Origin of the sequence: Micromonospora sp. A200 (assembly GCF_029893845.1) — a bacterium.
GTDB lineage: Bacteria > Actinomycetota > Actinomycetes > Mycobacteriales > Micromonosporaceae > Micromonospora > Micromonospora purpureochromogenes.
On the sequence record NZ_JARXXY010000002.1, the window covers coordinates 211,608 to 238,581 of the forward strand.

The window sequence follows — 26,974 nt, forward strand, 5'->3', positions numbered from 1 at the left end:
CGCGACTCAGAGGCGCCGGGGGCCGGTGTCCGGGCGGGCGCCCGCCGAGCCGACCCGGACGCCGGCGTGCAGCACCGAGATGCCGTCCGGCCGGGCCAGCACCGGGTTCAACGTCAGCGACCGGACCCGGGGCTGCTCGTCGGCGAGCCGGCCGACCCGCAGCAGCAGGTCGACCAGGGCCGCCCGGTCCACCGGCGCCGCGCCCCGGTGCCCGCGCAGCAGCGGCGCGGCCCGTGGCTCGTCGACCAGCTCGGCGGCGTCCCGGTCGGTCAGCGGCACCGCCCGCCAGGCCCGGTCGCCGAGCAGTTCGGTGGCGACGCCGCCCAGACCGAAGCCGACCACCGGCCCGAACGCCGGGTCCTCCATCAGCTCCACCACGCACGCCACGCCGGGCGGGACCATCGGCTGGACCAGCACGTCCGGGCCGAAGACCGGGGCCATCTCGGCGTACGCGCGGCGCAGCGCGACCGGGTCGGCCAGGTCGAGGCGTACCGCGCCGAGGTCGAGCCGGTGCCGCAGGCCGGCGGCGGCGGCCTTGAGCGCCACCGGCCAGCCGAGCCGGTCGGCGGCGGCGACCGCCTCGTCGGCCGTGGCGGCCGGCGCGGAGCCGACCACGTCGATCCCGTACGCGGCGAGCAGCCCGGCCGGGTCGGTGGCATCGGCGCGCAGCGCGGCCTGCCCGGCGACGGGGTCCACCCGGGGCAGGTCGGGCAGCGTGCCCGGGTCCCGGCGCAGCCAGGCCGCGTACGTGGTGACCCGGGCCAGCGCCCGCACCGCCTCCTCCACGCTCGGGTACGCCGGCACGCCGGCCGGCACCCGCCCGGCCAGGAACGTCGCCACGGTGGGCTTCCCGGCGGCGAGTGCGGTCGGCAGGGCGGCGGTGAAGTCCGCCTCCTCCATGGTGACCTGGCCGGGCAGCGGCGGGGCGAAGACGGCGACCAGCGCGTCCACCCCCGGGTCCGCGGTCGCCTCGGCCAGTGCCGTGCTGAACTCGGCGGTGCCCGCGTGCGGGCCGACGTCGCGCGGGTACCCGTCGGCGACGGTGAGCCCCTGGGCGGCGCAGGCGGTGGCGGCGAGCCCGGTCAACGCCGAGGAGTTGCCGACCACGCCGACCCGGGGCCCGGCGGGCAGCGGCTGGCGGGCCAGCAGCAGACCGACGTCGAGCAGCTCGGCGACGGTGTCCACCCGGATCACCCCGGACTGGGCGAAGAGCGCGCTGACCGCGGCGGCGTCCAGCGCCGGCCCCGCGCCGAGCCCGGCCGGGCGGGCGAGCGAGGCGAGCGCGACCACCGGCTTGTCCCGGCCGATCCGCCGGGCCAGCCGGGCGAACTTGCGCGGGTTCCCGAAGGTCTCCAGGTAGAGCAGGATCACGTCGGTGCCCGGGTCGTCCTGCCAGTACTGGAGCAGGTCGTTGCCGGAGACGTCGGCCCGGTTGCCGGCCGAGACGAAGCTGGACAGGCCGAGCCCGCGCCGCTGCGCCTCGGCGAGCAGCGCCACGCCGAACACACCGGACTGGCTGAACAGGCCGACCCGGCCGGGAGCCGGCAGGACGGGGGCGAGGGTGGCGTTGAGGCGTACCTTCTCGTCGGTGTTGGCCACGCCCAGGCAGTTCGGGCCGACCACCCGCATGCCGGCGGCGTGCGCGGCCCGGACCAACGCGCGCTGCGCCGCCGCGCCCTCGCCCCCGGCCTCGGCGAAGCCGGCGGAGATGACCACCAGGCCGTGCGCGCCGGCGGCGGCGGCGTCCGCGACCACCAGGGCCGCCGCGTCGGGGGCCACGGCGACGACCGCCAGGTCGATGTCGAGACCGGCGTCGGCCGCCGACGGGTACGCGGGCAGCCCGGCCACGGTGGCCGCGCTGGGATGCACCGGCACGATCGCGCCGGGGTAGCCGCCGTCGCGCAGGTGCCCGAGCACGGCCGCGCCGACGCCCTGCCCGGTGGCGCTGGCGCCGTAGACGGCGATGCCGCGCGGGGCGAGCAGCCGGGCGATCGAGCGGGCCTCGGTGCGGTGCTCCCGGCCGCGCTGCACCTCCAGCGTCGACTCGGTCGGGGCGATCGGGAAGCTCAGGTGCACCACGCCGTCGGCGAACTGGCGCTGGACCTGGTACCCGAAGTCGGAGAAGACCCGCAGCATCGCGCCGTTGGCGGGGAGCACCTCGGCCACGAAGTGCACGATGCCGGCCCGCCGGGCGGCGTCGGCGAGGTGCTCCAGCAGCACCGAGCCGATCCCCCGCCCCTGGTAGGCGTCCTCGACCACGAACGCCACCTCGGCCTCCGGGGCTTCCGGGCCGAGCCGCTCGTACCGGCCGACGGCGACGATCCGGTCCCCGGCGAGCACCACGAAGGCCTCCCGGTCGCGGTGGTCGACGTTGACGAAGCGCTGCAGGTCGCGGTCGGGGATGCGCGGGTACGGGGAGAAGTAGCGCAGGTAGCGGGTGCGCTCGGAGAAGCGCGAGTGCATCGCCACGATCGCCGGCCCGTCCTCGGGGCGGATCGGACGCAGCTGGCCGGTGCTGCCGTCGCTGAGCAGCACGTCCACCGGTTGGTCGACAGTGGTCACCGGTCGGTCCCCTCCCCGGGCCACCGGCTCAGTCGCGCGGGTCGTGCGGGTCGAGCCCGAGCAGCGGGAAGACCGCCTTGCGGGTGGCGGCGATCGCCCGGTCCACGGAGGTCGGCTCGCCGGTCGGCTGCCACGGCTCGTACCCCGGGTCGGCGTCGTCGGTCATCCGCAGCGGGATCTCCCGGCCGGGCAGCCGCTTGGCGACCAGTTCCCGCCAGGCCGGCGGGGTCAGGGTGGCCGGCGCGATCGGGTCGCCGCCGGCGATCGCCAGCAGGTGGGTCCAGGCCCGGGGCACCACCTCGGCCAGGGCGTACCCGCCGCCGCCGAAGGCCACCCAGCGGCCCTCGCAGAGCTCGTCGGCGAGCGCCCGCAGGGCCAGGTAGGTGGCGCGCTGCCCGTCGAGGGTGAGGTGCAGGTCGGCCAGCGGGTCCAACCGGTGCCCGTCCGCGCCGCACTGGGTCACCAGGATCTGCGGCCGGAACGCGCGCAGCACCGACGGCACGATCGCGTGGAAGGCGCGCTGCCAGCCGGCGTCGTCGATGCCGGGCGGCAGCGGCACGTTGACCGCGCTGCCCTCCGCGCCCGGGCCGCCGGTCTCGTCGGGGAAACCGGTGCCGGGGAAGAGCGCCAGCGGGGTCTCGTGCAGGCTGACCGTGAGCACCCGCGGGTCCCGGTAGAACATCTCCTGCACGCCGTCGCCGTGGTGCACGTCCACGTCCACGTACGCGATCCGCTCGGCGCCCAGGTCGAGCAGGCGGGCGATGGCCACCGCCGGGTCGTTGTAGACGCAGAAGCCGGCGGCCCGGTCCGGCATGGCGTGGTGCAGCCCACCGGCCACGTTCACCGCGCGGCGGGCCTCGCCCCGCCAGACCGCCTCGGCGGCGGCGACGCTGGCCCCGGCGATCAGCGCGCTGGACTCGTGCATCCCCTCGAAGGCGGGATTGTCGGAGGTGCCCAGCCCGTAGCCGGCGAAGAGCGGGTCGCGCGGCGCGGCCCGGACGGCGTCCAGGTAGTCCGGCTGGTGCACCCGGGTGAGCAGCGCGTCGTCGGCCGGCGTCGGCCGGACCAGGCGGACCCCGGGCCGGTCGAGGACACCCAGCTCCCGGGCCAGCGCCATGGTCAGCTCGACCCGCACCGGGTCGAGCGGGTGCTCCCCCATGTCGTAGGCGAGCAGGGCCTCGTCCCACACCACCACCGTGTCGTCCGACATGGGATTATCGTCGCACGAGCGCCCGCCGCCCACCGCACGCGCTGCTCAGCGCTGTGGTGTCTCGCCGGTGGCCACCGGCCGGTCCGGGTCGGCCACCCAGTTGCTCCACGAGCCGACGTAGAGCGCGGCGTCCGGTCGCCCCGCCAGGTGCAGGGCGAGCACCGCTTGGGCGGCGGTCACCCCGGATCCGCAGTACGCCCCGACCGGCGTGCCCTCGGTCACCCCGGCGGCGGCGAACCGCTCGCGCAGCGCCTCGGCGGCCGGGAAGCGCCCCTCGGTGACGTACTCCGGGGCGGGCAGGTTCACCGCGCCCGGCACGTGCCCGGCGACGGGGTCGATCGGCTCGGTCTCGCCCCGGTAGCGGGGCGCGGCCCGGACGTCGAGGAGGACGCCTTCGTCGGCGGCGGCGAGCGCCGCTGCGGCGGCGGTGTCCAGCACCGGCAGCGCGCCGGGGCGGACGGTCACGTCACCCGGGGGCGGGGCGGGCACCTCGGTGGAAATGGGCAGGCCGGCGGCGAGCCAGGCCGGCCACCCGCCGTGCAGCAGCCGTACCGGTCGGTGCCCGACCCAGCGCAGGGTCCACCAGGCGCGGGCGGCGGCCATGCCGTCGCCGCCGTCGTACACGACGACAGGGTGACCGGCGCGGACGCCGGCGGCCCGCAGCACGGCCTGCAGGGCGGCCGGGTCGGGCAGCGGGTGCCGGCCGGCGGCGCCGGGCGGCCCGCAGAGCGCGGTGTCCAGGTCGACGAAGACCGCGCCGGGCAGGTGACCTGCGGCGTAGTCCTCGCGGCCGGGCGGGCCGGTCAGCCGCCAGCGCACGTCGAGCAGGGTGGGCGGGTCGGGCTCGGCGAGCGCGGCGGCGAGCTGCTCGGCCTCGATCAGCGGCTCCTGAGTTCCGGACATGGCGACCAGTCAACACCATCCGGGCAGCGACCTGGCGGTTCGGCACCGGCCATTGTCGGGGCCGCGGGGTAGCATCGTGCACCGGAGGGCTGACGTGAAACACGATTTGGTCGACACGACCGAGATGTACCTTCGCACCATCCTCGAGCTCGAGGAGGAGGGTGTGCCGCCGCTGCGCGCGCGGATCGCCGAACGGCTGCGCCAGAGCGGGCCCACCGTCAGCCAGACCGTCGCCCGGATGGAGCGCGACGGGCTGCTCACCGTCGAGGGCGACCGGCACCTGACGCTGACCCCGCGGGGTCGCAACAGCGCCGTCTCCGTGATGCGCAAGCACCGCCTCGCCGAGCTGCTGCTGGTCAACGTCATCGGGATGCCCTACGAGGAGGCCCACGAGGAGGCCTGCCGGTGGGAGCACGTGATGAGCGACGCCGTCGAGAAGCGGGTCTACGACCTGCTCAACCGACCCACCCGCTCGCCGTACGGCAACCCGATCCCCGGGCTGGAGGAGCTGGGCTCGCCGGAGCCCGCGGCCGACACGGTCGAGGGTGAACGCAACCTGGCCTTCCCCGGTCTCTCCGGGACGGTCGTGGTCCGCCGGATCTGCGAGAGCGTGCAGACCGACGCCGACGTGCTGCGCCAGCTGCACGCCGCCGGGGTCGACCCGGGCGCCACGGTCACCGTCGCGCAGGAGCGGGACGGGGTGTTCATCGACCGCTCGGGCGAACGGGTCCGACTGCCCCGCGAGGTCGCCTCGCGGGTCTTCGTCGCCGCCCACTGACGGCTCGGGCCGCCTGCGCTCCGGGGCCATCGCCTCGGAGCGCGCGGGCGGCCCGCTTCCCTGACGCGCCCTGCCCCGAGCCTCACCTGGCCCGGGTGTTGATCTTCTTCGCCAGGGCGACCAGCTTGCCGGTCAGCTCCTCGGCCTCGGCCTTCGGTGCGCCACGCTCACACGTCCACTGCAGGGTGGCCAACCGGTCCTCGGTGGCCAGCCAGCCGACCTCGGCGACCGGACCGTGCTTCGCCGTCTTGGCGAGGGTGCGGCGGTAGGCGGCCTGGCCCAGCTTCGACACCTTGGCCGCCCCGTCCGGCAGCACGTCGGCGTTGAAGGTCGGCACGTCGATCGAGGTGTCGGTGACGGTCAGCGTCAGCTCGGGCAGGGTGGCCCCCTCGGCGCGGACCACGCAGGTGTGCGTGTCGCCCTTGTCGCTGGCGGCGGCCACGTCGAACCGGACGCCGAGGTGCTCCTCGATCACCGCGAAGTCCAGCAGCCGGCACGCGCCGCCCGAGGAGGCGGCGGCCACCTCCACCGTCACCGGGTCCACCGCCGGCACGGCCACCGGTCGGGGCTGGGCGCCGCAGCCGGTGGTCAGCAGGACGGCTGAGGCGGTGAGCCAGATCCGGGCGTGCACGGGGAACCTCCGCGATCGTCGGCGGGGGCCCGCCGGATGTCCGTCGGACACCGTACGGGCAACCGTGCCGACGCGAAAGTCCTTCGGCGCGTACCCGAGGCGGGCCCTCGTCGAGGGTCGCGGTCCGCGACCGCCGCGTCACCCCGGCCTCTTCAGGCCGGCGGCAGGTCGCGCATCCGGCGCAGTGGCGAGCACACCACGAACAGCGCCGCGCTCCACGTCCCCAACGCCGTCAGGACCAGCGCCGGCCGCAGCCCCCACTGGCTGCCCAGCGTCCCACCGAAGAGCGCGCCGAGCGGCACCACCCCGAAGCAGATCCACAGGAACGAGGCGTTGACCCGGCCGAGCAGTTCCGGCGGGGTGATGCGCTGTCGGTAGGACAGGATGGCGACGTTGAACAGCACCGCGTTGGCGGAGAACGCGGCGAGGCCGACGGCGTAGAGCGCCAGGCCCCAGCCGGGCCGGGCCAGCGGCACCAGCAGGTAGAGCGGCCCCGGGACGGCCATCGCGACCCAGATCACCCGCGCCGAACCGAGCCACCGGGAGAGCCGGTCGGCCAACGCGCCGGTGACCAGCCCGCCGACCGCGCCGAGCGAGAACACCACGCCGACCACCGCCGGGGAGGCGTGCAGCTCCCGCACCAGGTAGGTGACCTCCAGCGAACTGGTCGCCATGGCGAAGAAGTTGGACGCGGTGCAGCAGGCCAGGATCCGCACCAGGATCGGCTGCCGGCGGACGAACCCCAGCCCCTCGGTGAGGGCGACCCGCACCGGCACCCGATCGCCGGTGGCGGGTCGGGCGGCGGTCGGCTGCCGGATCAGCAGCAGCGTCACCGCGCTGACCACGAAGGCCAGCGCGGTGCCGAGGAAGGTCCACGCCGTGCCGACGAGCCCGGTCAGCGCCCCGCCGACCGTCGGCCCGACCAGTTGGGCCCCGTCCTGGCTGACGGTGAGCCGGGCGTTGCCCTCGACGAGCCGGTCCGCCGGCACCAGCCGGGGCAGGGTGCTCTTGTAGGCCACGGTGAACAGGACGGTCAGCACGCCGCAGAGCCCGACCACGACGTACAGGAAGGGCAGGGTGAGGCGACCGACCAGGGCGACCACCGGCAGCGACAACAGCAGCGCGGCGCGGCCGAGGTCGCAGGCGACCATCAGCCGCCGCGGATCGACCCGGTCCGCGAGCAGGCCGGCGGGGAGCGAGAAGAGCAGGTACGGCAGCCACGCCAGGAAGGTCAGCAGGGAGACCTGGAACACGCTCGCGCGCAGGGTGTCGGCGGCGAGCAGCGGTACCGCCACCCCGGAGATCCGAGTGCCGACCTCGCTGACCGTCTGACCGCCCCAGAGCAGGGCGAAGTCCCGGCTACGCCAGAGCGTCCCGGCGCGGCGGGGCCGCTCCGGCGCGACGGTCGCCAGTTGCCGGGTCACGGGTCACCACTTTCCCGCGGCGGGACGGCCGACGAGGGCCGGCACCGAACCGGCGGCTCGGCCGACCCAACCTAGGCGGCGCCACCGGTGCGGGCACCCGAATATCGCCTGGCCGGCGGTCAGTCGTCGACGTACGGGCAGTGTCGGCAGCCGCGCCCGCAGCAGGTGCCCCGGCGGGCCAGGAAGCCGGCGCTGAGCACGAAGAGCCCGCTGGCCGGGTCGAGGTAGCCGGCCTCACCGGCGGCGAGCGCGGCGGCGTGGGCCGCGAGGATCCGCTCCCGGTCGGGATGCTCCGGCGGCAGCCGGGACGGGTGCGGCTCGGTCAACGGTCGGTCCGCCAACGGTCGCCGCTCTGCACCCACCGGCGCAGTCTACGAAGCCGTCCGCCGTCTCCCGCCACCCGTCACCGCCGTCACACGCCCGGCGGGCCGGTCTCGGCACGGACCCGGGTGAGCAGGTCGACGAACGGGCCGGGCCGCTGGAACAGCGACCGGTGCCCCGCGCCGTCGAGCACCACGTGCTCCTTGCGGGGCGCCTGGAGCTGCGCGTACCACTGCCTCGCCAGCACCAACCGGCCGGGCACCTCGTGGACGCCGTCCACCAGGTACACCGGCACCTGGAGCTGGCGGACCTCGCGGCGCAGGTCGAGGTCCTGGAGCCGCGGGTAGAGCACGTCCCAACCGTCGAGCGTGCCGCCGAGCACGTGCGCCTTCTCCAGCAGCGTGTACTCGGGCACGTCCAGGTTGGTGACCGCGCCGTCCCGGCCCTCGCTGGTGCCGGTGCGGTCGTGGTCGAACGCGCCCGTCTCGTTGGCGAGCAACGGCTCGTAGGTGTACATGTCGGCGTACGGCGGCGGGCCGAGGTCGGTGAGCTGCCGCGCCAGGTCGGACCGGCCGGTGCGGCGGGCCCAGGCGATGGTGTCGGCGTACTGGCTGCGGTCGGCCGCGCGCAGGTCGACCGCCTGGCCGACTCCCACGTACGCCCGGAACAGCTCCGGGTGCCGCTGCACCGCCGTCACCCCGACCAGCGAGCCGCCGGAGTGCGCCATCAGGTAGACCTTGTCCTGCCGGAACCGCTGCCGCAGGTGGTCGACCACGGCGACGGCGTCGGCGACCTCGCTGTCCAGGGTGAACGTCGACGAGGGCGCGAAGGCGGCCCAGGACTTCGCCGCGCCGCGCCGGTCCAGGGTGGCCACCACGAAGTGCCGTTCCAGCCCGGCGAGGTGCCGGCGTACCGCGCCGATCTCGGAGCTGCCGGGCGCCCCGGGCAGGAAGAGCAGGACGGGCGCGCCGGCGTCCGCCCCGCGCAGCATCAGCCCCAGCTCGCGGTCGCCGCTGCGGACCGTGGTCAGCTCGGCGACGCCGCCGGCGATCGGTGCGGTCCTCGCCGGCAGCGCCACCGCCACCGTGACCAGCAGGAGGAACGCGGCGAGCAGGCCGACCGCGCCTCGGCCCAGCCAGACCCGCAGCCGATGCCGTGGCACGGACGGACGGGTCCCGCCGCCCGCCACGTCGTCCGGGCCGGTCGCGAGCGGACGGTCGTCGTCGCTGGCCGGGCGGTCCGCCCGGGTGGCGGTGCGACGGGCGATCCCGGCGCCGTAGGCCGCCCCGACCAGCAGCGGCAGCAGGGTCAGCAGGCCGTGCAGGCCCCGGCCCAGGACCAGCGCCCCGAGGCCGAAGCCGCTCAGGTGCGGGGCGTCCACGGAAGGCCCGCGCAGCGGCATCCGGACCACTTCGACGGCGACCGCGAAGAGCACCGGGGCGGCCAGCATCGACCAGCGGGAACAGCTGAGCCAGCCGGCGAGCAGCCCGACGGCGAGGCTGACCAGGACGGAGCTGACGGCGTCGACGTTTCCACCCGGGCCGCGCGGGGTCCACCAGCCGACGACCAGGCCCCAGGCGACCGGGGCCAGGGCCGCGAGGGCCAGGAGCAGGCGGGTACGGGGAAACGACGGCTGCGCCATGACACCTCGCCGGGGCCGAAGTCGGTTGGACCGCCAGCCTAGTGAAGATCAGGCTCACCGGCTGTCCCGTCGTGGTGACCCACCGCGTACTGCGGCGCCCGCAATCGGCGAGAGTGGACCCGGGACATCCCGGCCGACCTGATCGATCGTGTCGCAGGGCTGCGGAATGCTGGACGCCGACGGGGGTTCGACTGTGGAAGGACGGCAGATGAGGAAGATCGTCGTACACCTGAGCGTGTCGCTCGACGGGTTCTTCGAGGGCCCCGGCGGCGACCTCGGGTGGCACCAGGTCGACGACGAGCTGCACCGGCACTTCAACGCCGAGCTGCGCACCATGGGCGGCTTCCTCAACGGGCGACGCAGCTACCAGCTGATGGCCGAATTCTGGCCGACCGCCGACCAGGACCCGGCCAGCACCGCCCCGGTGGTGGAGTTCGCCGGCATCTGGCGGGACATGCCGAAGATCGTCTACTCCCGGACGCTGGACACGGTCGACTGGAACGCCACCCTGGTCCGGGACGTCGTACCCGACGAGGTGCGGCGGCTCAAGGCCGAGCCGGGCGGCGACCTGGCCCTCGGCGGGGCGGACCTGCTCAGCACCTTCCTGCGGCACGACCTGGTCGACGAGTACCGGCTCTACGTCCACCCGGTCGTGCTCGGCGACGGCCGCCAACTCTTCCCCGCGTCGGGCGACCGGCAGCCGCTGCGCCTGACCGGGACCCGCACCTTCGGCAACGGCGTCGTCCTGCTGCGGCACGAGCGCGCCCGGGCCTGACGCGATCGGCCAGCTCGCCACCCCACCTGTGGGGCGACCCGGTCCGGTGCAGATCGGCGGCCGACGAGCCCGGACGCAGCGACCGCACCGGCGGGCGGCGCCGCCCCGGCGAGAGGGCGGGAGGGCCCCGGGTAAGGGCGTTGGCTTTCCCGTCGGCCCGGCCTATGGTGGGCGACATGCGTCTGTCCGGGCAGCAGGAGAGCACCGCCGTCAGCACGACGGCGGCGCCCGCTGCTGTCCGCCGGCCTGCCCTTCGGGTCACCGTGGCGACCCGCGTCGTGCGAGTCGCCGTCGCGCCGTCGCGCGCCGGCTCGGTCGCCCCCGGCCTGCCGAGTCCCGCCGGACGTAGCCCTCCTGGACCGGTGCACACCACGTGAACGGCCACCAGGGCGAAGCTTCCACAGCTTCGGCCCTTTTTTCTTTTTCCGAGGAGCTACGCCATGACCACGCACATCCAGCCGAGCCAGCAGAACTGGATCGACGAACTGCGGTCGACCCTGACGTCCGACTTCGAGATGCACACCGCCCGGCTGACCGAACTCACCGCCGACACCGGTGATCCGGCCGAGGCCCACACCCGGGACGCGCTGCTCGCCGGGACCCGGCAGAGCCTGGAGCAGATCACCGGGGCACTGCGGCGCATCGCCGAGGGCCGGTACGGGATCTGCGAGCGGTGCACCGGGCCGATCCCCCAGGAACGCCTGGAGGTGCTCCCGCACGCCCGCTTCTGCGTGCCCTGCCAGCAGAAGCAGCGCTGACGTACCGGGCGGGGCTGCCGCACCGACGCGGCAGCCCACGCTCGTCCGGCTTCGGCCGACCGCCGCGGCACCCGGCGAGTCCAGGTCAGCCGAACCAGGTCATCGCCTGCCCGTGCGAGCGGGTCCAGGCAAGCGGCTGCCCGTCGAGCGCCAGCACGTTGTACAGCGCCTCGCCCGGCGGCTCCGGCAGCCCGTCGTGGGTCAGCACCTCCGGGGCCTCGTTCGAGATCCAGTGGCCGGGCAGCCCGCGGACCACCTCGGCGAACGCCTGCCGCCGCGGGGCCGGCACCTGGTAGAGCACGGAGGTGTGGAACACCACCAGCGTCGCCCCGGCCGGCGCCCGCGCGGCCAGTGCCGGCAGGTCGTCCACCAGGTCGCCGCGGACCAGCAGCGGCGGCTCGGCCGCGGCGACGGCCGCCGCCGCCCGCAGCCGGGCGCGGCGGTGCTCGTGCTCTGGCCAGATGAGGGCGTCGAGCCAGTCGACGTCGGCGGGATCGGTCACGTCGAGCGGGTTCAGGTCCAGGCCGGCCCGCCACACCACCTCGGGTAGGCGGTTCGGCGGCGCCATCCCGGTGACCGCGCACTCGCAGACCGGTTCGCCCGCGCCGAGCAGGTGCTCCCCGTAGCGGTAGGCGTACCGGTCGGGGTAGAGGCAGAGCCCGGCGGACGCGCCGACCTCCAGCAGCGCGAGCGGCTGCGGCAACGCGGCGAGCACCGGCAGCAGTACGGCACACCGCCCCGGCTCGTTCGTCTGGGTGGCCCGGGTGCGCAGCTCCGCCTCGACCGCCGACCAGTTCGCCACCGTGAACTCGCGGAACGCGGCCCGATCGGCGACCGGCCCGCCGAGCCACCGCACGACGCCGAACAGCAGGTTCGGCTGCCGCTTGCCCGGCGGCAGCGTGCCGAGCAGGGCGAGCAGTTCCTCGTCGCGCGAGACGGCGAGGGACAGGCGCTCGTACCCGGGCGACACCCCGCGCGCCTCGCGCGCGGCGAACTCGGCGTAGCTCGCGGCGATGGTCATCTTTCGATGATCGCAGTCCTGGAAGTACGACGCGTGCTGGGCGTCGCCCGACTGAGCCTTTCCACCAGGCTGACCAGGTTCACCCGCTAGGTCGAGGAGTTCGCGGTCCCTTCTTTCGGCTCCGCAGCTCGTCGAGGTGCCGCTCCTGATGCTGGCGGACCATCGCCTCCCAGGCTTCCTGGTCGTCGTCCGGGTCTGGCGGGATCCACCGGTGCGAGCCGTCGCTGTAGTGGAACCGCTCGTCGCCGCCCCGGATCACGCTCACCGGACCCAGCCCAGGAACCGCCGGTGCAGCAGGCCGGCCGGCATCCAGGTCAGGTCCTCGGCCGCCCACACCAGGTAGGACCCCATGTACAGCGCGAGCGACACCGGGGCGCCCTCGAACTCGGCACGCAGCTCCCGGCGCCGGGTCGTGCAGGGCCACGGGCCGCCGCAGCCGCCGCAGCTCCAGATCGGCAGGACCGGGCCGTGCGTCGTCACGGCAGGCCGTCCAGGAAGCGCCGGGTGATGGCGCGTGCACGCCAGCCAGCCGCCCATTCCGCTTGATAACAGGGGTACGGAGCCAGTCGGGCCCACCACGACCGGCAGCCGGCGCACAGGCCGTCGGCGCCGGGCAGGTGCATCGACAGGATCTGGTCAACCTGATGCTCCGTCATGGTTGTTCCTCCCCCGGCCAGTGGCCTCGACGAATCGGGATGCGGTGCCTGGTGCGGCAGGGCAGATCTCCGCCGCAACGACAGATGCGCCGCCAACGCCGCCACGACCACACCGGACGGTGGCGACGCGCCAGGGTGAGGGCGGCCGCGAGTAGGTACTCGTCGTACGACACGCGCTGCCTCATCCTGGCCCCATCTAGACTCCTATTTTGGAAGCCCACTGAAGATAAAAGTTGGACTTCTACTTTGGGAACCTCTACGCGGCGTGTCGTCATCGACTGTTCTGAAGGGGCGATAATCAGCCGATGGTCAATCCGACGATCCAGCGGCGCCGGCTTGGTCTCGCTCTCAAGCGAGCACGTGAGCGTGCCGGCAAGACGCAGGACGAGGCCGCCGCCGTCATCGACGCTGCAGCAAGCAAGATCAGCCGGCTTGAGCTTGGACAGTCGGGCATCAAACTGACCGACCTGAACCTGCTACTCGACTTGTATGGGGTCACGGGCGACGAGGCCGAGCCGCTGCGGGAACTCGCCCGAGCGGGACGCCAACGCGGCCGCTGGAGCACGTACCGCAACGCGGTGCCGGACTGGTTCCGTCAGTACCTCGATCTGGAGGGCGACGCGTCGGAGATCCGCTGGTACCAGCCGGAGGTCATCCCTGGCATCCCCCAGACCGAGCCCTACATCCGCGCGATGAATGCCACGGCCCAGCCACGGACGGCTTCGGAGGACGTGGACCGGCAGATTGCCGTACGTCTGGAGCGACAGGCGATCTTGCAACAGGACAGCGGGCCAGAGGTCAGTTTCATCCTCAGTGAGTCGGCGCTGCGGCGAAGCATCGGGGACGCAGCGACGATGCGAAACCAATTACTTCACCTCGCGGAGGTTGGCAAGCAGCCGAACGTCGTGCTCCAGGTCTTCCCGTTCGCCGCGCAGACCTACGAGACGGCGTCCTTCAACTTCATCATCCTGCGCTTCGGGGACGACGCGGCGTCGGACGTGATCTACGTCGAGACCTTCACTGACGCCGACTACCTCGATCGGCCGGACGCGGTGCGGGCCTACACTCGGTTGTGGGACCGCCTCCGGGCAGCCGCTCTCGGGCCGGTAGAGTCGCGCAAGCTCATCCTGCGGATGGCGGACGATATAAAGCGGTGACAGACCTAGGGGGTGGTCATGGAGACCTCGGATCGCCCGGTCTGGCGCAAGTCCAGCCGCAGCGACAACAACGGCGGCGCATGCGTCGAGGTCGCGAGCCTCGGAAGCAGCATCCTGGTTCGTGACAGCAAGAATCCAGCAGGAGGCATGCTGGGCTTCACCGCAGCCACCTGGGACAGGTTCATCCGGCAGATCCCCACCAGGCTCACCGGCAGATAGAGCTTGGCAGCGCACCGCATGAGATCGCACCGCCACCCGAAGACAGGCCAAGCCAGCAAGCCGGAGTGCCTGCATTTCCGGGCCCGCCGTCCCGGACTATGACCGCACAGCCTGAGCCAGCGGACGTCTTCGACTCCCTGCTTAGGCAACGCCAGTAGCGGCGCATCCCAACGCCCTCAGGTCGGGGCCGGCGGGAGTATCAGCGGTCCCGACGACACCTGCTGGCGCTAGGTCGCTGGGATAAACCGACGAAAAGGCCCTGCGGGTGAGTGCGGCAGGCCGATGAGATGCGTCCCGGATACCGGCTCAGTGCTTGCCAGGTGGCTTCCGAGCATGGAGGTCAGGCTCGCGGCAACGGCGGCGAGGTCGGCGGCTGAGCCGTGGAAGGTGGGGATGGAGCAGCCGCGGGTCGGGACGAGTTCGTCTCGCGGGGAGACCTCTTTCCAGAAGGTGTGGAACGGCTCCAGGCCACCGGCGCCCATGACGATCGCGCCGGCGGCCTGGTCGATGGCGTGGGGTCCGTTCGGGTTGGTGCGGTCGCTGACTGTGAGCAGGCCGAGGGTGCTGGTTCCGGCATCTGTGGCGGCTTGAGCGAGGAGTGGCCGAGGGGTGCTGGTGGCCAGGTCATCGAGCAGTTGGCCGATCGCTCGGGAGACAGTGGCGTCAATGATGACATCCGCGGCTGGGAGCAGCGTTGCGAGGTCGTTGGGGTAGCGGGTGATGTGGGCCTCCACATCGATGTCGTCGCGGATGGCCGTGATGCGCTGTCGAAGGGCTTCGGCTTTGCCTTCACCGATGTTGTTCTCGGTGAAGTTCTGCCGGACCAGCAGTCCTCCGGTGATGATGCCGGGGTCGCACAGGATGAGGCGTTTGGCGCCCGCTCGGGCGATGAACTCGGCGATCCAGGATCCGAGGCCGCCGCAGCCCCAGATATGGACGGTCTTGCCGTGGAAGGCGTTGACTGGACGGTTGGTGTCGCGTCGGGTCGTGACGCTTTCTCGCTCGTCGGACACGGTGCACCACTCCACGGGGATCTGATCGTCGAGCATCTCGGACTTGATGTTGATGAGGGGGGCGCGCCGTCGCCGAACGAGGCGGCGGAGCTCATCTGCGGCGGAGGCGGGAATGCGGCCAGCGAGGAGATGCGGCGATCCGCCGGTGGGGTGGGGAATTGTGAGCACGAAAGTCTGCGGTGTGCCCTGAGGATTTCGTGTGGCGGCAGCCGCGAGCGCCGTGAGGAAGGCGGGCGACTGAGGGTCGGCGCGGGGCGCAAAGAAGCTGCCGCGGGTCGGAGCGGTGTTCAGAACGACGAGTAGGTCGTGCAGTTGAGAGCCCGCACCGAGTGGCAGGGGTTCGGCCACGTCGAAGACGACAGTCCGGTGTTGATCGAGTCTGTTGCCTTCGTAGTGGAGGTCGTGCCGGTGCGTCGAGCGCAGGGTGAGGAACGCCCGCTGTGCCTTGATCGGCCTGCCTGAACTGCGGACGACGACGGTTGGGGTTCCCGGCGTGCGGTGGAGCACTCCCCCGACCGCATGGAACAGGGCTGTGTCGGATTTGAACCGGCCTGCTGCGGCATCGCGGAGCCAGTCGTGCAGCCTGTCGATTGCGCTGGCGAATCCTCGCTGGGGGTTCCACTCCCGCGAGGGGTCCAGGTAGGTGCATAGCCGCTGACCGAGAAGGACATGGGGGTGACCGAGGAACCGGTCGTGGTCCACTTCGATGAGTGGTGGCGAGAGTCGGTTCGGCCCGATGCCTAGCAGGAACTCCTCGTGTTCGCGCAGCGGGAGGCCGTGCCGTGCACGGGGCAGGCCGCCGGTTCGCAGGCGAATGCGCGCAACGACGATTCCCAGACCGTTCGGCTTGGGACGGCCGACAAGTTGGATGTCATCCGGGAAGGCGGCTTCGACGCGGCGCAGTTCACGGACGGCAGACTCCTGCCAGTCCGTGAACTGCGCGCGCTTCTTCTTGCCCACCGGCCGCCTGTCGTGTCTCGTGGCGATCTTCTATCCGGCTCGGCCGGAGCGTCCGGACGAAGACGTGCTCGGCGATTCCGTGCCGCCAGTGGCGCCCGCCGCCCCTCCGGCGTCGCCGAACTTGCTGCTCGACGACGATGTCTCGGGCGCCTGGAACTTGTCGCCGAAGAGGCCCTGCCACTTCTTAACGCTGGTTTCTTCGTCAATTTCGTGGTAAGCGTCGTCGATTTCGGCGGCGTGGGCGTGGATCCGGTCCCGGAAGTAGGAGTAGGTCTCTTGGGACCACCGATGGTCGAAGGTGACGCCGGAGTTCGACGGGTCGGCGATGGAGGGCTTGTCAGGGCGCGCCTGGAGCCACTCGTCCAAGTCACAGACCATGTGCAGCAGGGCGGTCGGTAGATCGCTGTAGTAGCCGGGATCAGCGATCTTCTTCCACTCCGCGACCTGCTCGCCGAGCAGGGTGGTGATGAGGATGGACTTGGTCCCGGTGAAGGAGTTCTTGTGGTCTCGGAGGAACTTCAGGAGCCGGATCACCTTGCGCAGGTTGCGGTGGGTGATCTTGTCCTTGTCCTTCATCCATAGCGTGAAGCCGGAAGGGTTTGTCGCCTCGAACTTCTCGTCGTCGCGGTTGATGATGACCCGGCGTCCGTCGGCGAGGATGACGTACGGGACGATGTCGACGTGCATCTTGTTGTTGGCGTACTCGACGTAGACGCAGCGGCACTTCCGGTTGTGCGGCATGTCGCCGTAGATTGAGTGGTTGTGGATGACCTTGTAGACGGCGTTGATGTACTGCTGGACGTCGTCTGACCAGTCGTCTTCCTCGTGCATCTGGAGCATGAAATCCGCGTCGAACGGCTTGCCGTTCTGCGGGCTGATGATGGTTTCCTGGTCCCAGGAGCCTTGCGGGATCTTCTTGATGATCCGGGGGCCGAGGTCGGGGTCAGCCTTGAGGGCCTTGTAGATGGCGTCGACGCGGTCGGCGAGTTTGTCCAGGTTGAACTGGCTGAGGTTGACGGTGTTCTTGAGGAAGTTGTCGAAGTAGTCGACGTGCTTCATCGGGCTCCCCCCGGTGATGGTGGTTGGCGAAACGGGGACCAGCGTCTCCCGTCCGGCCAGAAGCGTGTAGGCGCGGTCGAGCGGTGGGTGTGCTCACGTGTTCACTCGAACCACGGGTGTGTACGTGCCCTTCTGCCGCTCGTACACGTCGATCGGTGGCTGCGCTTGGCGCATAAAGGCTCGACCCATCTCGATGGCCGGGGTCAGTGGCGCGGCGGCGACGAGATGCCACTTCGTAGCCTTGGGGCACGCCGTCTCCACCTCAGCCAGCAGGCTTCGCCAGCGGTCGGCGAAGTTCCGCAGGGTGTCTGGGTGCGCGAAGAGGGTTGGCCCGAACCGGTCGGCCTCGGGACGGATCTCGAAGTAGGGCAGTCCCTGGAGTGGCTCCGGGAGGTTCGTCTTCTGGACTTCGGCGGTCAGGGAGGCGGCGATGACGACCTCCTTGTTCGGGGTCGAACCGATGGTGCCTCTGGTGGTGAAGTCGTAGATGGGGGCAGCATTGTCCCAGCGCCAGCCTTGGTCGCCGTCACGGTGCTTCTGGTATAGCCGGGTGTCGGTCTTGTCATCGAGCCGGGAGCCCAGACACACGAGGAGCGGGACGGGGGCGATGGCGAAGATCGACAGATGGTCGACGTGGCCGCTTGCAACGGACTGCTCGACGAGTCGTAGCGTGTGGTCGATTTCTTCTTGTGCAGCGATCCAATAGGAGGAGCGGCTGGGGTCACCGGCGATGTGGCACCGGAAGTCCCCTTCCCAGCGGCCGTCTGTGAGGCCGAGGTATCCATCGGCTAGGAGTGCATCGGCCGTCTGCCGGCGAGAGGCGAAGGCGGTGACACCGCGCACCAGTCCCCCGACACGGACAGCCGCGGTCCGCCGCAGACCTCCGCTCGTCGCCGCCACCCGGACGCGGTCCTCGTGCTCTTTCTTGAGAGCACGGAGCCGTTCGGTGGTGAAGTACGGAGCGTGGTCCTCGTTGTCGATCAGGCGGTGACAGGCGTGGCAGAGCAGCAGGAGGTTCTCCTCCGCCTCCCGGTCTGCGATGTCTTCGGAGAGACCGCGCGGGGAGCCAGGGGTGGCGGTCGCGCCCACGTTGTGCGCTAGTTCGCCCACCGTGACGCTGTGCAGATACGTACGGCTGCCAAGCAGGTTCGCGGAGCACATGACGCAGCACCCCGCCGCCCTCGCCCAGACGGCGAGGCGTACCGGCTCCTTGATGTTTCCTCGCTTGACCGAGGTGTCCCTGACCCGCTCCTGCGCCACGTCTTCGACGGTATGGGGAGGGTCTGACAAGACTGTGCGCTTCGTCGCTGCACGGCTAGCTAGAGTCCGCACTCTGGAGGCCGACCCCGAGTAGCCTCGGACCTCAACTGATGCAGGGGTGTCAGTAGACGTCGATGAGTTCTTGAACAGGGCCTCGACCTGGGCATGGGCACTGAGACCTGCCGGGATGAACGACTGCTCGGCCTGCTCGTTGTCGAAGTCGCGGAGCATGTAGTGCCGGGTGGTGGGGTCTAGGTCCGGAAGGTGGAGCGGCATGCTCACTCCTAGGTAGCCCGTGAAACCTTTGTCTCCGCAGTCGGGCAGTGGGGCCAACTCCTTCGCGGTGCAGGAGTCGTCGTGCACGTGTGACGTCAGAAGACACAGGGGGTGCGGAGACCAGTGCCTGGTCCCCGCACCCCCTGTCGCCTATTCGCGAGAATCCTGTCGCCTACAGGTGAGACTCGACGTCAGCTGCAGCCGCTGGTGGAGCCGCAGCCCTCGCAGACGTAGCAGCTGCCGGCCGGGCGCATCTTGGTGCCGCAGGTGAAGCAGAGCGGCGCGTCGGCCGCCTTGCCGATCACGGCCTCCAGCAGCTCGGTGGAGGAGCCCACCGCCGGTGCCGGCTTGGCGGCGGCGACGTCGGCGACCTCCTGGGCCGGCTGGGCGACCGGACCGGTCTTCGTCTCCGGCGACTCCACCGGCGCGGAGGACGCCATGGCGGTGAGGTCGGTGCCGGCGCTCTCCGCCTCGGCCTCGGCCCGCAGCTGGGCGGCCCGCTCCTGGGCGGTGAAGATGCCCAGCTCCGCGCGGCGCTCGTACGGCAGGAAGTCCAGGGCCAGGCGACGGAAGATGTAGTCCATCACCGAGGCGGCCATCCGCACGTCCGGGTCGTCGGTCATGCCGGCCGGCTCGAAGCGCATGTTGGTGAACTTGCTGACGAACGTCTCCAGCGGCACGCCGTACTGGAGGCCGATCGAGATGGCCACCGAGAAGGCGTCCATCACGCCGGCCAGGGTCGAGCCCTGCTTGGACATCTTGAGGAAGACCTCGCCGAGGCCGTCGTCCGGGTAGGACGACGCGGTGAGGTAGCCCTCGGCCCCGCCGACGGAGAAGCTGACCGTCTCCGACGGGCGCTTCTTCGGCAGCCGCTTGCGCACCGGCCGGTACTCGACGACCTTCTCGACCGCCGGGGCGGCGGTCTCGACGGCGGCCGGGGCCGACTCGACGGCCTTGTTCGGCTTGGCCACCGACAGCGGCTGGCCGACCTTGCAGTTGTCCCGGTAGATCGCCAGGGCCTTGAGGCCGAGCTTCCAGCCCTCGAAGTAGATCTTCTCGACGTCCTCGACGGTGGCCTGCTCCGGCATGTTGACCGTCTTGGAGATGGCGCCGGAGATGAACGGCTGGACCGCCGCCATCATCCGCACGTGCCCCATCGGGGCGATGGAGCGCTCGCCCATCGCACAGTCGAAGACCGGGTAGTGCTCCGGCTTGAGGCCGGGGGCGTCCACCACGTGGCCGTGGTCGGCGATGTGCTCGACGATCGCCTCGACCTGCTCCTCGGGGTACCCGAGGCTGCGCAGGGCGCGCGGCACGGTCTGGTTGACGATCTGCATCGAGCCGCCGCCGACCAGCTTCTTGAACTTGACCAGCGCCAGGTCCGGCTCGACGCCGGTGGTGTCGCAGTCCATCATCAGGCCGATGGTGCCGGTGGGGGCGAGCACGCTGGCCTGCGAGTTGCGCCAGCCGAACTTGTCACCGACCTTGTTGCCCACGGTCCACTGCTTGGTGGCCTCCCGCTGGATCGCGGTGGCGACCGTGCCGGCCGGCTTGATCGCGTCGTTGGCGGCGGCGTGCTTGCGCATGACCCGCTTGTGCGGCTCGGCGTTGCGGGCGTAGCCCTCGTACGGGCCGACGATGCCGGCCAGCTCGGCCGAGCGGCGGTACGCGGTGCCGGTCATCAGCGAGGTGATCGCCGCGGCGACCGAGCGGCCCTGCTCCGAGTCGTACGGCAGGCCCGACGCCATCAGCAGCGCGCCCAGGTTGGCGTACCCGATGCCGAGCTGCCGGTAGGCGCGGGTGGTCTCGCCGATCTTCTCGGTCGGGAAGTCGGCGAAGCAGATCGAGATGTCCATCGCGGTGATGACGAACTCGACCGAGCGGACGAACTTCTCCACCTCGAAGCCGCCGTCGGCGCGGAGGAACTTCATCAGGTTGAGCGAGGCCAGGTTGCACGAGGAGTTGTCCAGGTGCAGGTACTCCGAGCACGGGTTCGACGCGGTGATCCGCCCGGTCTCCGGGCAGGTGTGCCAGTCGTTGATGGTGTCGTCGTACTGCAGGCCGGGGTCGGCGCACTCCCAGGCGGCCTGGGAGATGGTGCGGAACAGCTTCTTGGCGTCGATCGTCTCGATGGTCTGCCCGTCGAGCCGGCCGCGCAGGTCGAAGCCGCCGCCGTTCTCCACCGCGGTCATGAACTCGTCGGAGACCCGGACCGAGTTGTTGGCGTTCTGGTACTGCACGCTGACGATGTCGGCGCCGCCCAGGTCCATGTCGAAGCCGGCGTCCCGCAGCGCGCGGATCTTGTCCTCCTCGCGCGCCTTGGTGACCACGAACTCCTCGATGTCCGGGTGGTCCACGTCGAGGATGACCATCTTGGCCGCGCGCCGGGTGGCGCCGCCGGACTTTATGGTCCCGGCGGAGGCGTCGGCGCCGCGCATGAAGCTGACCGGGCCGGAGGCGGTGCCGCCGGAGGAGAGCAGCTCGCGGGAGGAACGGATCCGGGACAGGTTGACGCCGGAGCCGGAGCCGCCCTTGAAGATCAGCCCCTCCTCCTTGTACCAGTCCAGGATGGAGTCCATCGAGTCGTCGACCGCGAGGATGAAGCAGGCGCTGACCTGCTGCGGCGACGGGGTGCCGACGTTGAACCAGACCGGGGAGTTGAAGCTGAACACCTGGTGCAGCAGCATCCAGGTCAGCTCGTGCGCGAAGACCTCGGCGTCCGCCGCGGTGGCGAAGTAGCCGTGCTCCTCACCGGCCTTGCGGTACGTGGTGACCACCCGGTCGATCAGCTGCTTGAGCGACCACTCGCGCTCCGGGGTCCCCACCGCGCCCCGGAAGTACTTGGTGGTCACGATGTTGGCCGCGTTGACGCTCCAGGACTCGGGGAACTCCACCCCGCGCTGCTCGAAGTTGATCGAGCCGTCCCGCCAGTTCGTCATCACGACGTCGCGGCGCTCCCACGTCACCTCGTCGTAGGGGTGCACGCCCTCGGTCGTCCAGACCCGCTGCACCTTGAGCCCGGTCACCGCGCCGTTCTTCGCTGCCCGCGACCGACTGGTTGTCACGCCGTCCCCCGCCATCTCATCCGCCCCCTCGTCTGCGCGGTCACCCACCGCGCGTCGTTCATCTGTCAGAAACTCGAAAATCAACTGGTCCGGCCGGCGGCTTCGACCGCGTCGGCGCGGGCGCGCGCGGCGGCCCGCAGCGTCTCGATCTCGCGCTCGAAGTCGGCGAGCGAGTCGAAGGACCGGTAGACGCTGGCGAAGCGGAGGTAGGCCACCTCGTCCAGGTCCCGCAGCGGGCCCAGGATCGCCAACCCCACCTCGTGGCTCGGGATCTCGGCGGCCCCCTTCGCCCGCACGGTCTCCTCGACCTTCTGCGCCAGCAGCGCGATCGAGTCCTCGTCGACCGGCCGGCCCTGGCACGCCTTGCGCACCCCGCCGATGATCTTCGTCCGGCTGAACGGCTCGGTCACCCCGCTGCGCTTGACCACCGCGAGCACGGCCTCCTCGACCGTGGTGAACCGCTTGCCGCACTCCGGGCAGGAGCGGCGACGACGGATCAGCTGCCCGTCGTCGGCCTCCCGCGAGTCGACCACCCGGGAGTCGGCGTGTCGGCAGTACGGACACCGCATAGCCTGACCTCCTTGATCGACCGTGGGCGCCCGCCGACCGTCTCCGGGCACGCGTCGGCCCGGCGGGGCCACCGTCGGTGGCCGTCGCCGTCGTCGACGGTACGGGAGTGCGGTCGGTAGTCGAACCCAACCTGTAGGCAACTTACGCCCGTGTGACTACTACATCTAGGGGTCGACCGTATGCCGCCGACGAGCAGTGGTCAAGTTGGCGGCGTGTCCGGCGCGTCACCTGGCAACCCGTCCGTGCGCCGCCCGCCGACATCCCCAACGGCACGGCACGCGGGAGGTTATTGCCCGTCCGGGCGGGACGCGGGAAACGGACGGCCATCGCGAAAGCACCTGGCGAGTCGAACAGGAGTTCGACGACGACGTACCATTTATCAGAACGCGCGTTCGAGTTTCCAGCATTACCGCGTCGACACGCCGACGGCAGGTCGTACAGATGTTTGAAAATGACCGATCCCACCTATACGGTCATGAACAACCGGGCGCGTCGCACGACGTCGGGCCCGGCCCCGCGACACCCCGCACGCACCACGAGCCGCCAAGGCACCCAGCGCCGACCAGGGAGGACGGACGTGACCGAGGACCGGGCCAGCCGGCCGAAGAACCCGCAGCAGATCGCCGAGGCGGGTCCGCCGGCCACTCGGCGCCCCCGCCCCGCCCGCAGTCGGACCGGGCAGCCGGCCGTGCGCGCGGTCACCCCGGTGGTCAGCAGCTTCCCCGACCCGGCCACGGTCGACCTCACCGCCCGGCAGCGCCGGATCCTGGAGTTCATCCGTAGCTGGGTCGAGCGGCAGGGCTACCCGCCGAGCGTGCGCGAGATCGGCGAGGCGGTGGGTTTGGTCTCCCCGTCGAGCGTCGCCTACCAGCTCAAGGAGCTGGAGAAGAAGGGCTTCCTGCGCCGCGACCCCAACCGGCCGCGCGCCGTGGACGTCCGGGCCCCCAGCGACGCCGTCGACGACGAGCTGAGCCGCTCCCAGCGGCCCACCCCGGCGTACGTGCCGATGCTGGGCCGGATCGCCGCCGGTGGGCCGATCCTGGCCGAGCAGGCGGTGGAGGACATCTTCCCCCTCCCCCGCGAGCTGGTCGGCGAGGGCGAGGTCTTCATGCTCCAGGTCAAGGGCGACTCGATGCTCGATGCGGCGATCTGCGACGGCGACTGGGTGGTGGTCCGGCAGCAGCCGACCGCCGACTCCGGTGAGATCGTGGCCGCCATGCTCGACGGCGAGGCGACCGTCAAGACCTACCGGCGGCGGGACGGACACGTCTGGCTGATGCCGCAGAACCCGGCGTTCGACCCGATTCCCGGCGACGACGCCACCATCATGGGACGGGTCGTCGCGGTGCTGCGCCGGATCTGACCCCACACGCACCCGACGGGTGGCCGCCCCCAGGGGCTGCCACCCGTCGTCGCGTCAGGCCACCTGCCGGCGTGGCCGGCCGGTCACGTCAGCGCGGTGCTGCTCGGCTCAGTACCGTTCGCCCCGGCCGGGCGGCTGTCCGTACCCGTACTGGCCGCCCCGCGGGTCGTCGTACCCGTCGCCGTGGCGCGGGCCGGAGCGCGGATCCCGAGGATGGCGACGCGGAGGTTCCGCGCGCCCGCCACCGCCGTAGACGCCGCCACCTCGTGGGTCGCCGCCGCCGCGCGGTCCGCCGCCGTTCGGCACGCCGCCGGGCGGGCCACCCGGGCCACCGCCACGCGGGCCACCGCCGCCCTGGGGAGCGCCCGCGGGGGCGCCACCGTAGACACCGCCGCCCGCCGGCCGGCCGCCGCCGTAGACGCCGCCACCGGGACGACCCCCGCCCGGCCCGGCCGGACGCCCGCCGGCCGGTACGCCGGGCCCGTCGGGACGGCCACCGGGGTGGCCGCCGCCGTAGACGCCGCCACCCCCGGGCGCCCGGCCCGGGGCGCCACCGGCCGGCGCGGGGCCGCCGTAGACGCCGGCGGCGGGAGCGCCGCCGTAGACCCCACCGCGCGGACCGTCCCGGTCGCCAGGGCCGAAGCCCTCGTCGGGGCCCCGGTCGATCGCCCCGGAGGAGAACGGGTCGTCGCCGTCCCGGCTGTCGTCGGCCGGGGCGGGCCGGCGCCGGGACCGCAGGATGCCGACGATGCCCGCGCCGACCAGCAGCGCGCCGAGCACGCCGATCGCGCCGATCAGGTACGTGATCTGGTCCAGGCTGAGCGAGTCGTACCAGGACTTCTCGGCCACCGGCTTCTTGAGCCCATCGGCACGGGCGAGCGCCTCGGCCCCCGTCGTCGACGGGGTGTACGCGAGGATGTCGATCGGGTCGCCGTCGTTGAGGGTGCCGCCGTCGGAGACGGTGACGAAGGTCTTCCCGTCCTGGGTGTAGGAGATCGCCTCGCCGAACGGGTCGTCCAGTGGAGTTACCAGGGGCTTGCCGGTGGTCAGCGCCGCCACCATGTCGTCGCCGGTCACGTCGTACTCGAAGGCGTCCGCGTAGGTGCGCAGCACCACCTTCGAGCCGTCGGGCGAGCGGGCCGCCCCGGTGATCGACACCCGACCGAAGATGTTCATCGGGTTGTCGGTGGTCGTCTCCGGGAGGCTGATCTCACCGACCTTCTTCATCGGCACCGGATCGGTGTCACCCTTGGGCAGCTTCCCCGTCGGGGTGTAGATCTCGGCCTTGCCGCTGGGCACCTTGGTGATCACCAGCGGCAGGCCGTCAGCGCCGATGAGCAGCGCCTCCGCGTCGCGCTGCTTCTGGTCCGGGTACGACATCCGGTGCAGCACCGGCTGCTTGCCGCCGCCGATCGGCATGCTCCACACCGCGATCCGGGGGCGCCGGTCCGTGCCCGGGTTGTTCCCGATGTCGGCGATCCAGAGCGTCTTCCGGTCCGGCGAGACGGCCAGGTCCTCCGTGTCGAAGGGACCCGAGCCGGTATAGCTGACCTCCTTGGTGACCCGGCACTTCGTGTCCAGGTAGAAGACCCGCTTCCGGTTCGCCTGCAGCGAGCCGTCGTTGACCACGATGTAGCCGGTCTTCGTCGCCACCAGCCCGGAGAGCTCGTCCAGCCGCTCGTCGGTGACGGTGCAGCGCTTCTTCGGGGCGGGAGCGGAGGTCGCCGGTGCCGCCAGGGCGACACCGGTGGACGCCACGGTGGCCCCCAGCAGACCGAGGGCAACCGTGACCGGGAAAACAGCGCGGCGCATTGCGCCAGTGTCGCATGCCGCGGTGAACGGGCGTGTCACGCCGGGAGCGCTACCGCGCCCCGGCGACCGCCTCCACCGTGGCGTACGGCGCCAGCTCGGCGGCGAGCGCCGTACCGACGCGCACGTGCAGCAGGGTGCCCTCGGGCAGGTGGGAGGTGCTCAGCACCTCGCCCTGCCGGTGCACCCGGGCCACCAGGTCACCCCGGTCGTACGGGAGCACCGCGCGGACCTCGACCGCCGGGCGGGGCAGCTGCTCCTCGACGGCCTGTCGCAGCCCGTCGATACCGCGCCCGCTGTGCGCGGAGACGAAGATCGCGTCCGGCCAGAGCCGCTTGAGCCGCAGCAGGGTGTCCTCGTCGGCCGCGTCGGTCTTGTTGACCACCAGCAGCTCGGGCAGCCGGTCGGCGCCGACCTCGGAGAGCACCTCGCGGACCGCGCGGACCTGCTCCTCCGGGTCCGGGTGGGCGCCGTCGACGACGTGCACCACCAGGTCCGCCTCGGCGACCTCCTCGAGGGTCGAGCGGAACGCCTCGACGATCTGGTGCGGCAGGTGCCGGACGAAGCCGACCGTGTCGGAGAGGGTGTAGAGCCGGCCGTCGGAGGTGGTCGCCTTGCGGGTGGTCGGGTCGAGGGTGGCGAAGAGCGCGTTCTCGACCAGCACGCCCGCGCCGGTCAGCCGGTTGAGCAGGCTCGACTTACCGGCGTTGGTGTAGCCGGCGATGGCGACCGCGGGCACGGCGTTACGGGAGCGCCGGGCGCGCTTGGTCTGGCGTACCGTCTTCATGCCCTTGATCTCGCGGCGCAGCCGGGAGATGCGGGTGCGGATCCGCCGCCGGTCGGTCTCCAGCTTGGTCTCACCGGGACCACGCAGACCCACGCCGCCGCCGGCGCCGCCGCCGCGACCGGAACCACCGGTCTGCCGGGACAGCGTCTCACCCCAACCGCGCAGGCGCGGCAGCAGGTATTCGAGCTGGGCCAGCTCGACCTGCGCCTTGCCCTCCTTGCTCTTGGCATGCTGGGCGAAGATGTCGAGGATCAGCGCGGTCCGGTCGACGACCTTGACCTTGGTGCGCTGCTCCAGGTTGCGCAGCTGGGACGGCGACAGCTCACCGTCGCAGATGACGGTGTCGGCGCCGGTGGCGAGGACCATCGCGCCCAGGTCGTCGACCTTGCCCCGGCCGATGTACGTCGCCGGGTCCGGGCGGTTGCGCCGCTGGATCAGCCCTTCGAGCACCTGCGAGCCGGCCGTCTCGGCCAGCGCCGCCAGCTCGGTCAGCGAGTTCTCCGCGTCGTTCTGCGTGCCCTCGGTCCAGACGCCCACCAGGACCACCCGCTCCAGGCGCAGCTGCCGGTACTCGACCTCGGTGATGTCGGTGAGTTCGGTGCTGAGGCCGGGGACGCGCCGCAGCGACTGACGCTCCGACAGTTCCATCTCGCCGGTGGTGACATCGAGCTCCTCGTCCTCGAAGGGCACGAAGCTCTCCTGGTTCCGCAAACCGGTCTCCTGTCCGTTTTTTGCCGCTAAGGAAAGTAATCCTG

Annotated in this window: 24 protein-coding genes; 6 read left to right on the top strand and 18 right to left on the bottom strand. The window is 71.9% G+C overall.

Going from position 1 to position 26,974, the window contains the following annotated elements:
- Positions 1-6: 6 nt before the first annotated feature.
- The 3 genes from M2302_RS02905 to M2302_RS02915 are packed head-to-tail and all read right to left on the bottom strand — an operon-like array spanning position 7 to position 4,675.
- A complete protein-coding gene (locus M2302_RS02905) occupies positions 7-2,562 on the bottom strand; it encodes a bifunctional GNAT family N-acetyltransferase/acetate--CoA ligase family protein (RefSeq protein ID WP_280836402.1) in 2,556 nt (851 codons plus the stop codon).
- A 28-nt stretch (positions 2,563-2,590) separates the two neighbouring features.
- Positions 2,591-3,772: an acetoin utilization protein AcuC gene (locus tag M2302_RS02910; protein WP_280836403.1), complete on the bottom strand. Its 1,182-nt coding sequence runs from the start codon at positions 3,770-3,772 to the stop codon at positions 2,591-2,593.
- Positions 3,773-3,817: 45 nt separating this feature from the next.
- Positions 3,818-4,675: a sulfurtransferase gene (locus M2302_RS02915; protein ID WP_280836404.1), complete on the bottom strand. Its 858-nt coding sequence runs from the start codon at positions 4,673-4,675 to the stop codon at positions 3,818-3,820.
- A 94-nt stretch (positions 4,676-4,769) separates the two neighbouring features.
- On the opposite strand from M2302_RS02915, the gene M2302_RS02920 reads away from it, so the two are divergent.
- Entirely contained in the window at positions 4,770-5,453 is a 684-nt protein-coding gene (locus tag M2302_RS02920; RefSeq protein ID WP_280836405.1) for a metal-dependent transcriptional regulator, read from the top strand.
- An 82-nt stretch (positions 5,454-5,535) separates the two neighbouring features.
- On the opposite strand, the gene M2302_RS02925 is transcribed toward M2302_RS02920, so the two are convergent.
- The 4 genes from M2302_RS02925 to M2302_RS02940 form a co-directional block, all read right to left on the bottom strand.
- Positions 5,536-6,084: a hypothetical protein gene (locus tag M2302_RS02925; protein ID WP_280836406.1), complete on the bottom strand. Its 549-nt coding sequence runs from the start codon at positions 6,082-6,084 to the stop codon at positions 5,536-5,538.
- A 152-nt stretch (positions 6,085-6,236) separates the two neighbouring features.
- Entirely contained in the window at positions 6,237-7,508 is a 1,272-nt protein-coding gene (locus M2302_RS02930; RefSeq protein WP_280836407.1) for an MFS transporter, read from the bottom strand.
- Between the two features lie 119 nt (positions 7,509-7,627).
- Positions 7,628-7,870 (bottom strand): DUF5522 domain-containing protein, encoded by a 243-nt coding sequence (locus M2302_RS02935; protein WP_179803716.1) that lies wholly within the window; start codon positions 7,868-7,870, stop codon positions 7,628-7,630.
- A gap of 50 nt (positions 7,871-7,920) precedes the next feature.
- Positions 7,921-9,471, bottom strand: a complete 1,551-nt coding sequence (locus tag M2302_RS02940; RefSeq protein WP_280836408.1) for an alpha/beta hydrolase — start codon at positions 9,469-9,471, stop codon at positions 7,921-7,923.
- 208 nt (positions 9,472-9,679) lie between these two features.
- Between M2302_RS02940 and M2302_RS02945 the strand changes: the two genes are divergently transcribed.
- Together M2302_RS02945 and M2302_RS02950 are read left to right on the top strand one after the other, a co-directional pair.
- On the top strand, positions 9,680-10,246 hold the full coding sequence (locus M2302_RS02945) for a dihydrofolate reductase family protein (protein ID WP_280836409.1): 567 nt from the start codon (positions 9,680-9,682) through the stop codon (positions 10,244-10,246).
- Positions 10,247-10,686: 440 nt separating this feature from the next.
- Entirely contained in the window at positions 10,687-11,004 is a 318-nt protein-coding gene (locus M2302_RS02950) for a TraR/DksA C4-type zinc finger protein (protein WP_280836410.1), read from the top strand.
- Positions 11,005-11,089: 85 nt separating this feature from the next.
- Here the strand turns inward: M2302_RS02950 and M2302_RS02955 are convergent, their stop codons facing one another.
- The 4 genes from M2302_RS02955 to M2302_RS02970 form a co-directional block, all read right to left on the bottom strand.
- The gene (locus M2302_RS02955; RefSeq protein ID WP_280836411.1) at positions 11,090-12,025 is read right to left on the bottom strand and encodes a DUF2332 domain-containing protein; all 936 of its coding nucleotides are present in this window, start codon (positions 12,023-12,025) and stop codon (positions 11,090-11,092) included.
- A 79-nt stretch (positions 12,026-12,104) separates the two neighbouring features.
- Positions 12,105-12,290, bottom strand: a complete 186-nt coding sequence (locus tag M2302_RS02960) for a hypothetical protein (RefSeq protein WP_280836412.1) — start codon at positions 12,288-12,290, stop codon at positions 12,105-12,107.
- Positions 12,287-12,505, bottom strand: a complete 219-nt coding sequence (locus M2302_RS02965; RefSeq protein WP_280836413.1) for a hypothetical protein — start codon at positions 12,503-12,505, stop codon at positions 12,287-12,289. Before M2302_RS02965 ends, M2302_RS02960 begins: the two co-directional genes overlap by 4 nt.
- Complete coding sequence (locus M2302_RS02970; protein ID WP_280836414.1) at positions 12,502-12,681, bottom strand: hypothetical protein; 180 nt, start codon at positions 12,679-12,681, stop codon at positions 12,502-12,504. Before M2302_RS02970 ends, M2302_RS02965 begins: the two co-directional genes overlap by 4 nt.
- Positions 12,682-12,986: 305 nt before the next feature.
- On the opposite strand from M2302_RS02970, the gene M2302_RS02975 reads away from it, so the two are divergent.
- Positions 12,987-13,838 carry a DUF5753 domain-containing protein gene (locus tag M2302_RS02975; protein ID WP_280836416.1) on the top strand — a complete coding sequence of 284 codons (852 nt, stop codon included), beginning with the start codon at positions 12,987-12,989 and terminating at the stop codon, positions 13,836-13,838.
- Positions 13,839-13,856: 18 nt separating this feature from the next.
- Positions 13,857-14,057, top strand: a complete 201-nt coding sequence (locus tag M2302_RS02980; protein WP_280836417.1) for a DUF397 domain-containing protein — start codon at positions 13,857-13,859, stop codon at positions 14,055-14,057.
- Between the two features lie 227 nt (positions 14,058-14,284).
- Here the strand turns inward: M2302_RS02980 and M2302_RS02985 are convergent, their stop codons facing one another.
- The 5 genes from M2302_RS02985 to nrdR all read right to left on the bottom strand — a co-directional run bounded on the left by M2302_RS02985 (position 14,285) and on the right by nrdR (position 22,259).
- Positions 14,285-16,030, bottom strand: coding sequence for a ThiF family adenylyltransferase (locus M2302_RS02985; RefSeq protein ID WP_280836418.1), 1,746 nt, complete (start codon positions 16,028-16,030; stop codon positions 14,285-14,287).
- A gap of 30 nt (positions 16,031-16,060) precedes the next feature.
- Positions 16,061-17,089 (bottom strand): cyclic GMP-AMP synthase DncV-like nucleotidyltransferase, encoded by a 1,029-nt coding sequence (locus M2302_RS02990; protein WP_280836419.1) that lies wholly within the window; start codon positions 17,087-17,089, stop codon positions 16,061-16,063.
- Positions 17,090-17,182: 93 nt separating this feature from the next.
- The gene (locus M2302_RS02995) at positions 17,183-18,625 is read right to left on the bottom strand and encodes an SAVED domain-containing protein (RefSeq protein WP_280836420.1); all 1,443 of its coding nucleotides are present in this window, start codon (positions 18,623-18,625) and stop codon (positions 17,183-17,185) included.
- Positions 18,626-18,816: 191 nt separating this feature from the next.
- Complete coding sequence (locus tag M2302_RS03000) at positions 18,817-21,705, bottom strand: vitamin B12-dependent ribonucleotide reductase (protein ID WP_280836538.1); 2,889 nt, start codon at positions 21,703-21,705, stop codon at positions 18,817-18,819.
- A gap of 65 nt (positions 21,706-21,770) precedes the next feature.
- A complete protein-coding gene (gene nrdR / locus M2302_RS03005) occupies positions 21,771-22,259 on the bottom strand; it encodes a transcriptional regulator NrdR (RefSeq protein WP_154942834.1) in 489 nt (162 codons plus the stop codon).
- A 578-nt stretch (positions 22,260-22,837) separates the two neighbouring features.
- On the opposite strand from nrdR, the gene lexA reads away from it, so the two are divergent.
- On the top strand, positions 22,838-23,623 hold the full coding sequence (gene lexA / locus M2302_RS03010) for a transcriptional repressor LexA (RefSeq protein WP_154942833.1): 786 nt from the start codon (positions 22,838-22,840) through the stop codon (positions 23,621-23,623).
- 108 nt (positions 23,624-23,731) lie between these two features.
- Here lexA and M2302_RS03015 read toward each other — a convergent pair whose 3' ends face one another.
- Complete coding sequence (locus M2302_RS03015) at positions 23,732-25,435, bottom strand: hypothetical protein (protein WP_280836421.1); 1,704 nt, start codon at positions 25,433-25,435, stop codon at positions 23,732-23,734.
- 49 nt (positions 25,436-25,484) lie between these two features.
- Complete coding sequence (gene hflX, locus M2302_RS03020; RefSeq protein ID WP_280836422.1) at positions 25,485-26,930, bottom strand: GTPase HflX; 1,446 nt, start codon at positions 26,928-26,930, stop codon at positions 25,485-25,487.
- Between the last annotated feature and the right edge of the window lie 44 nt (positions 26,931-26,974).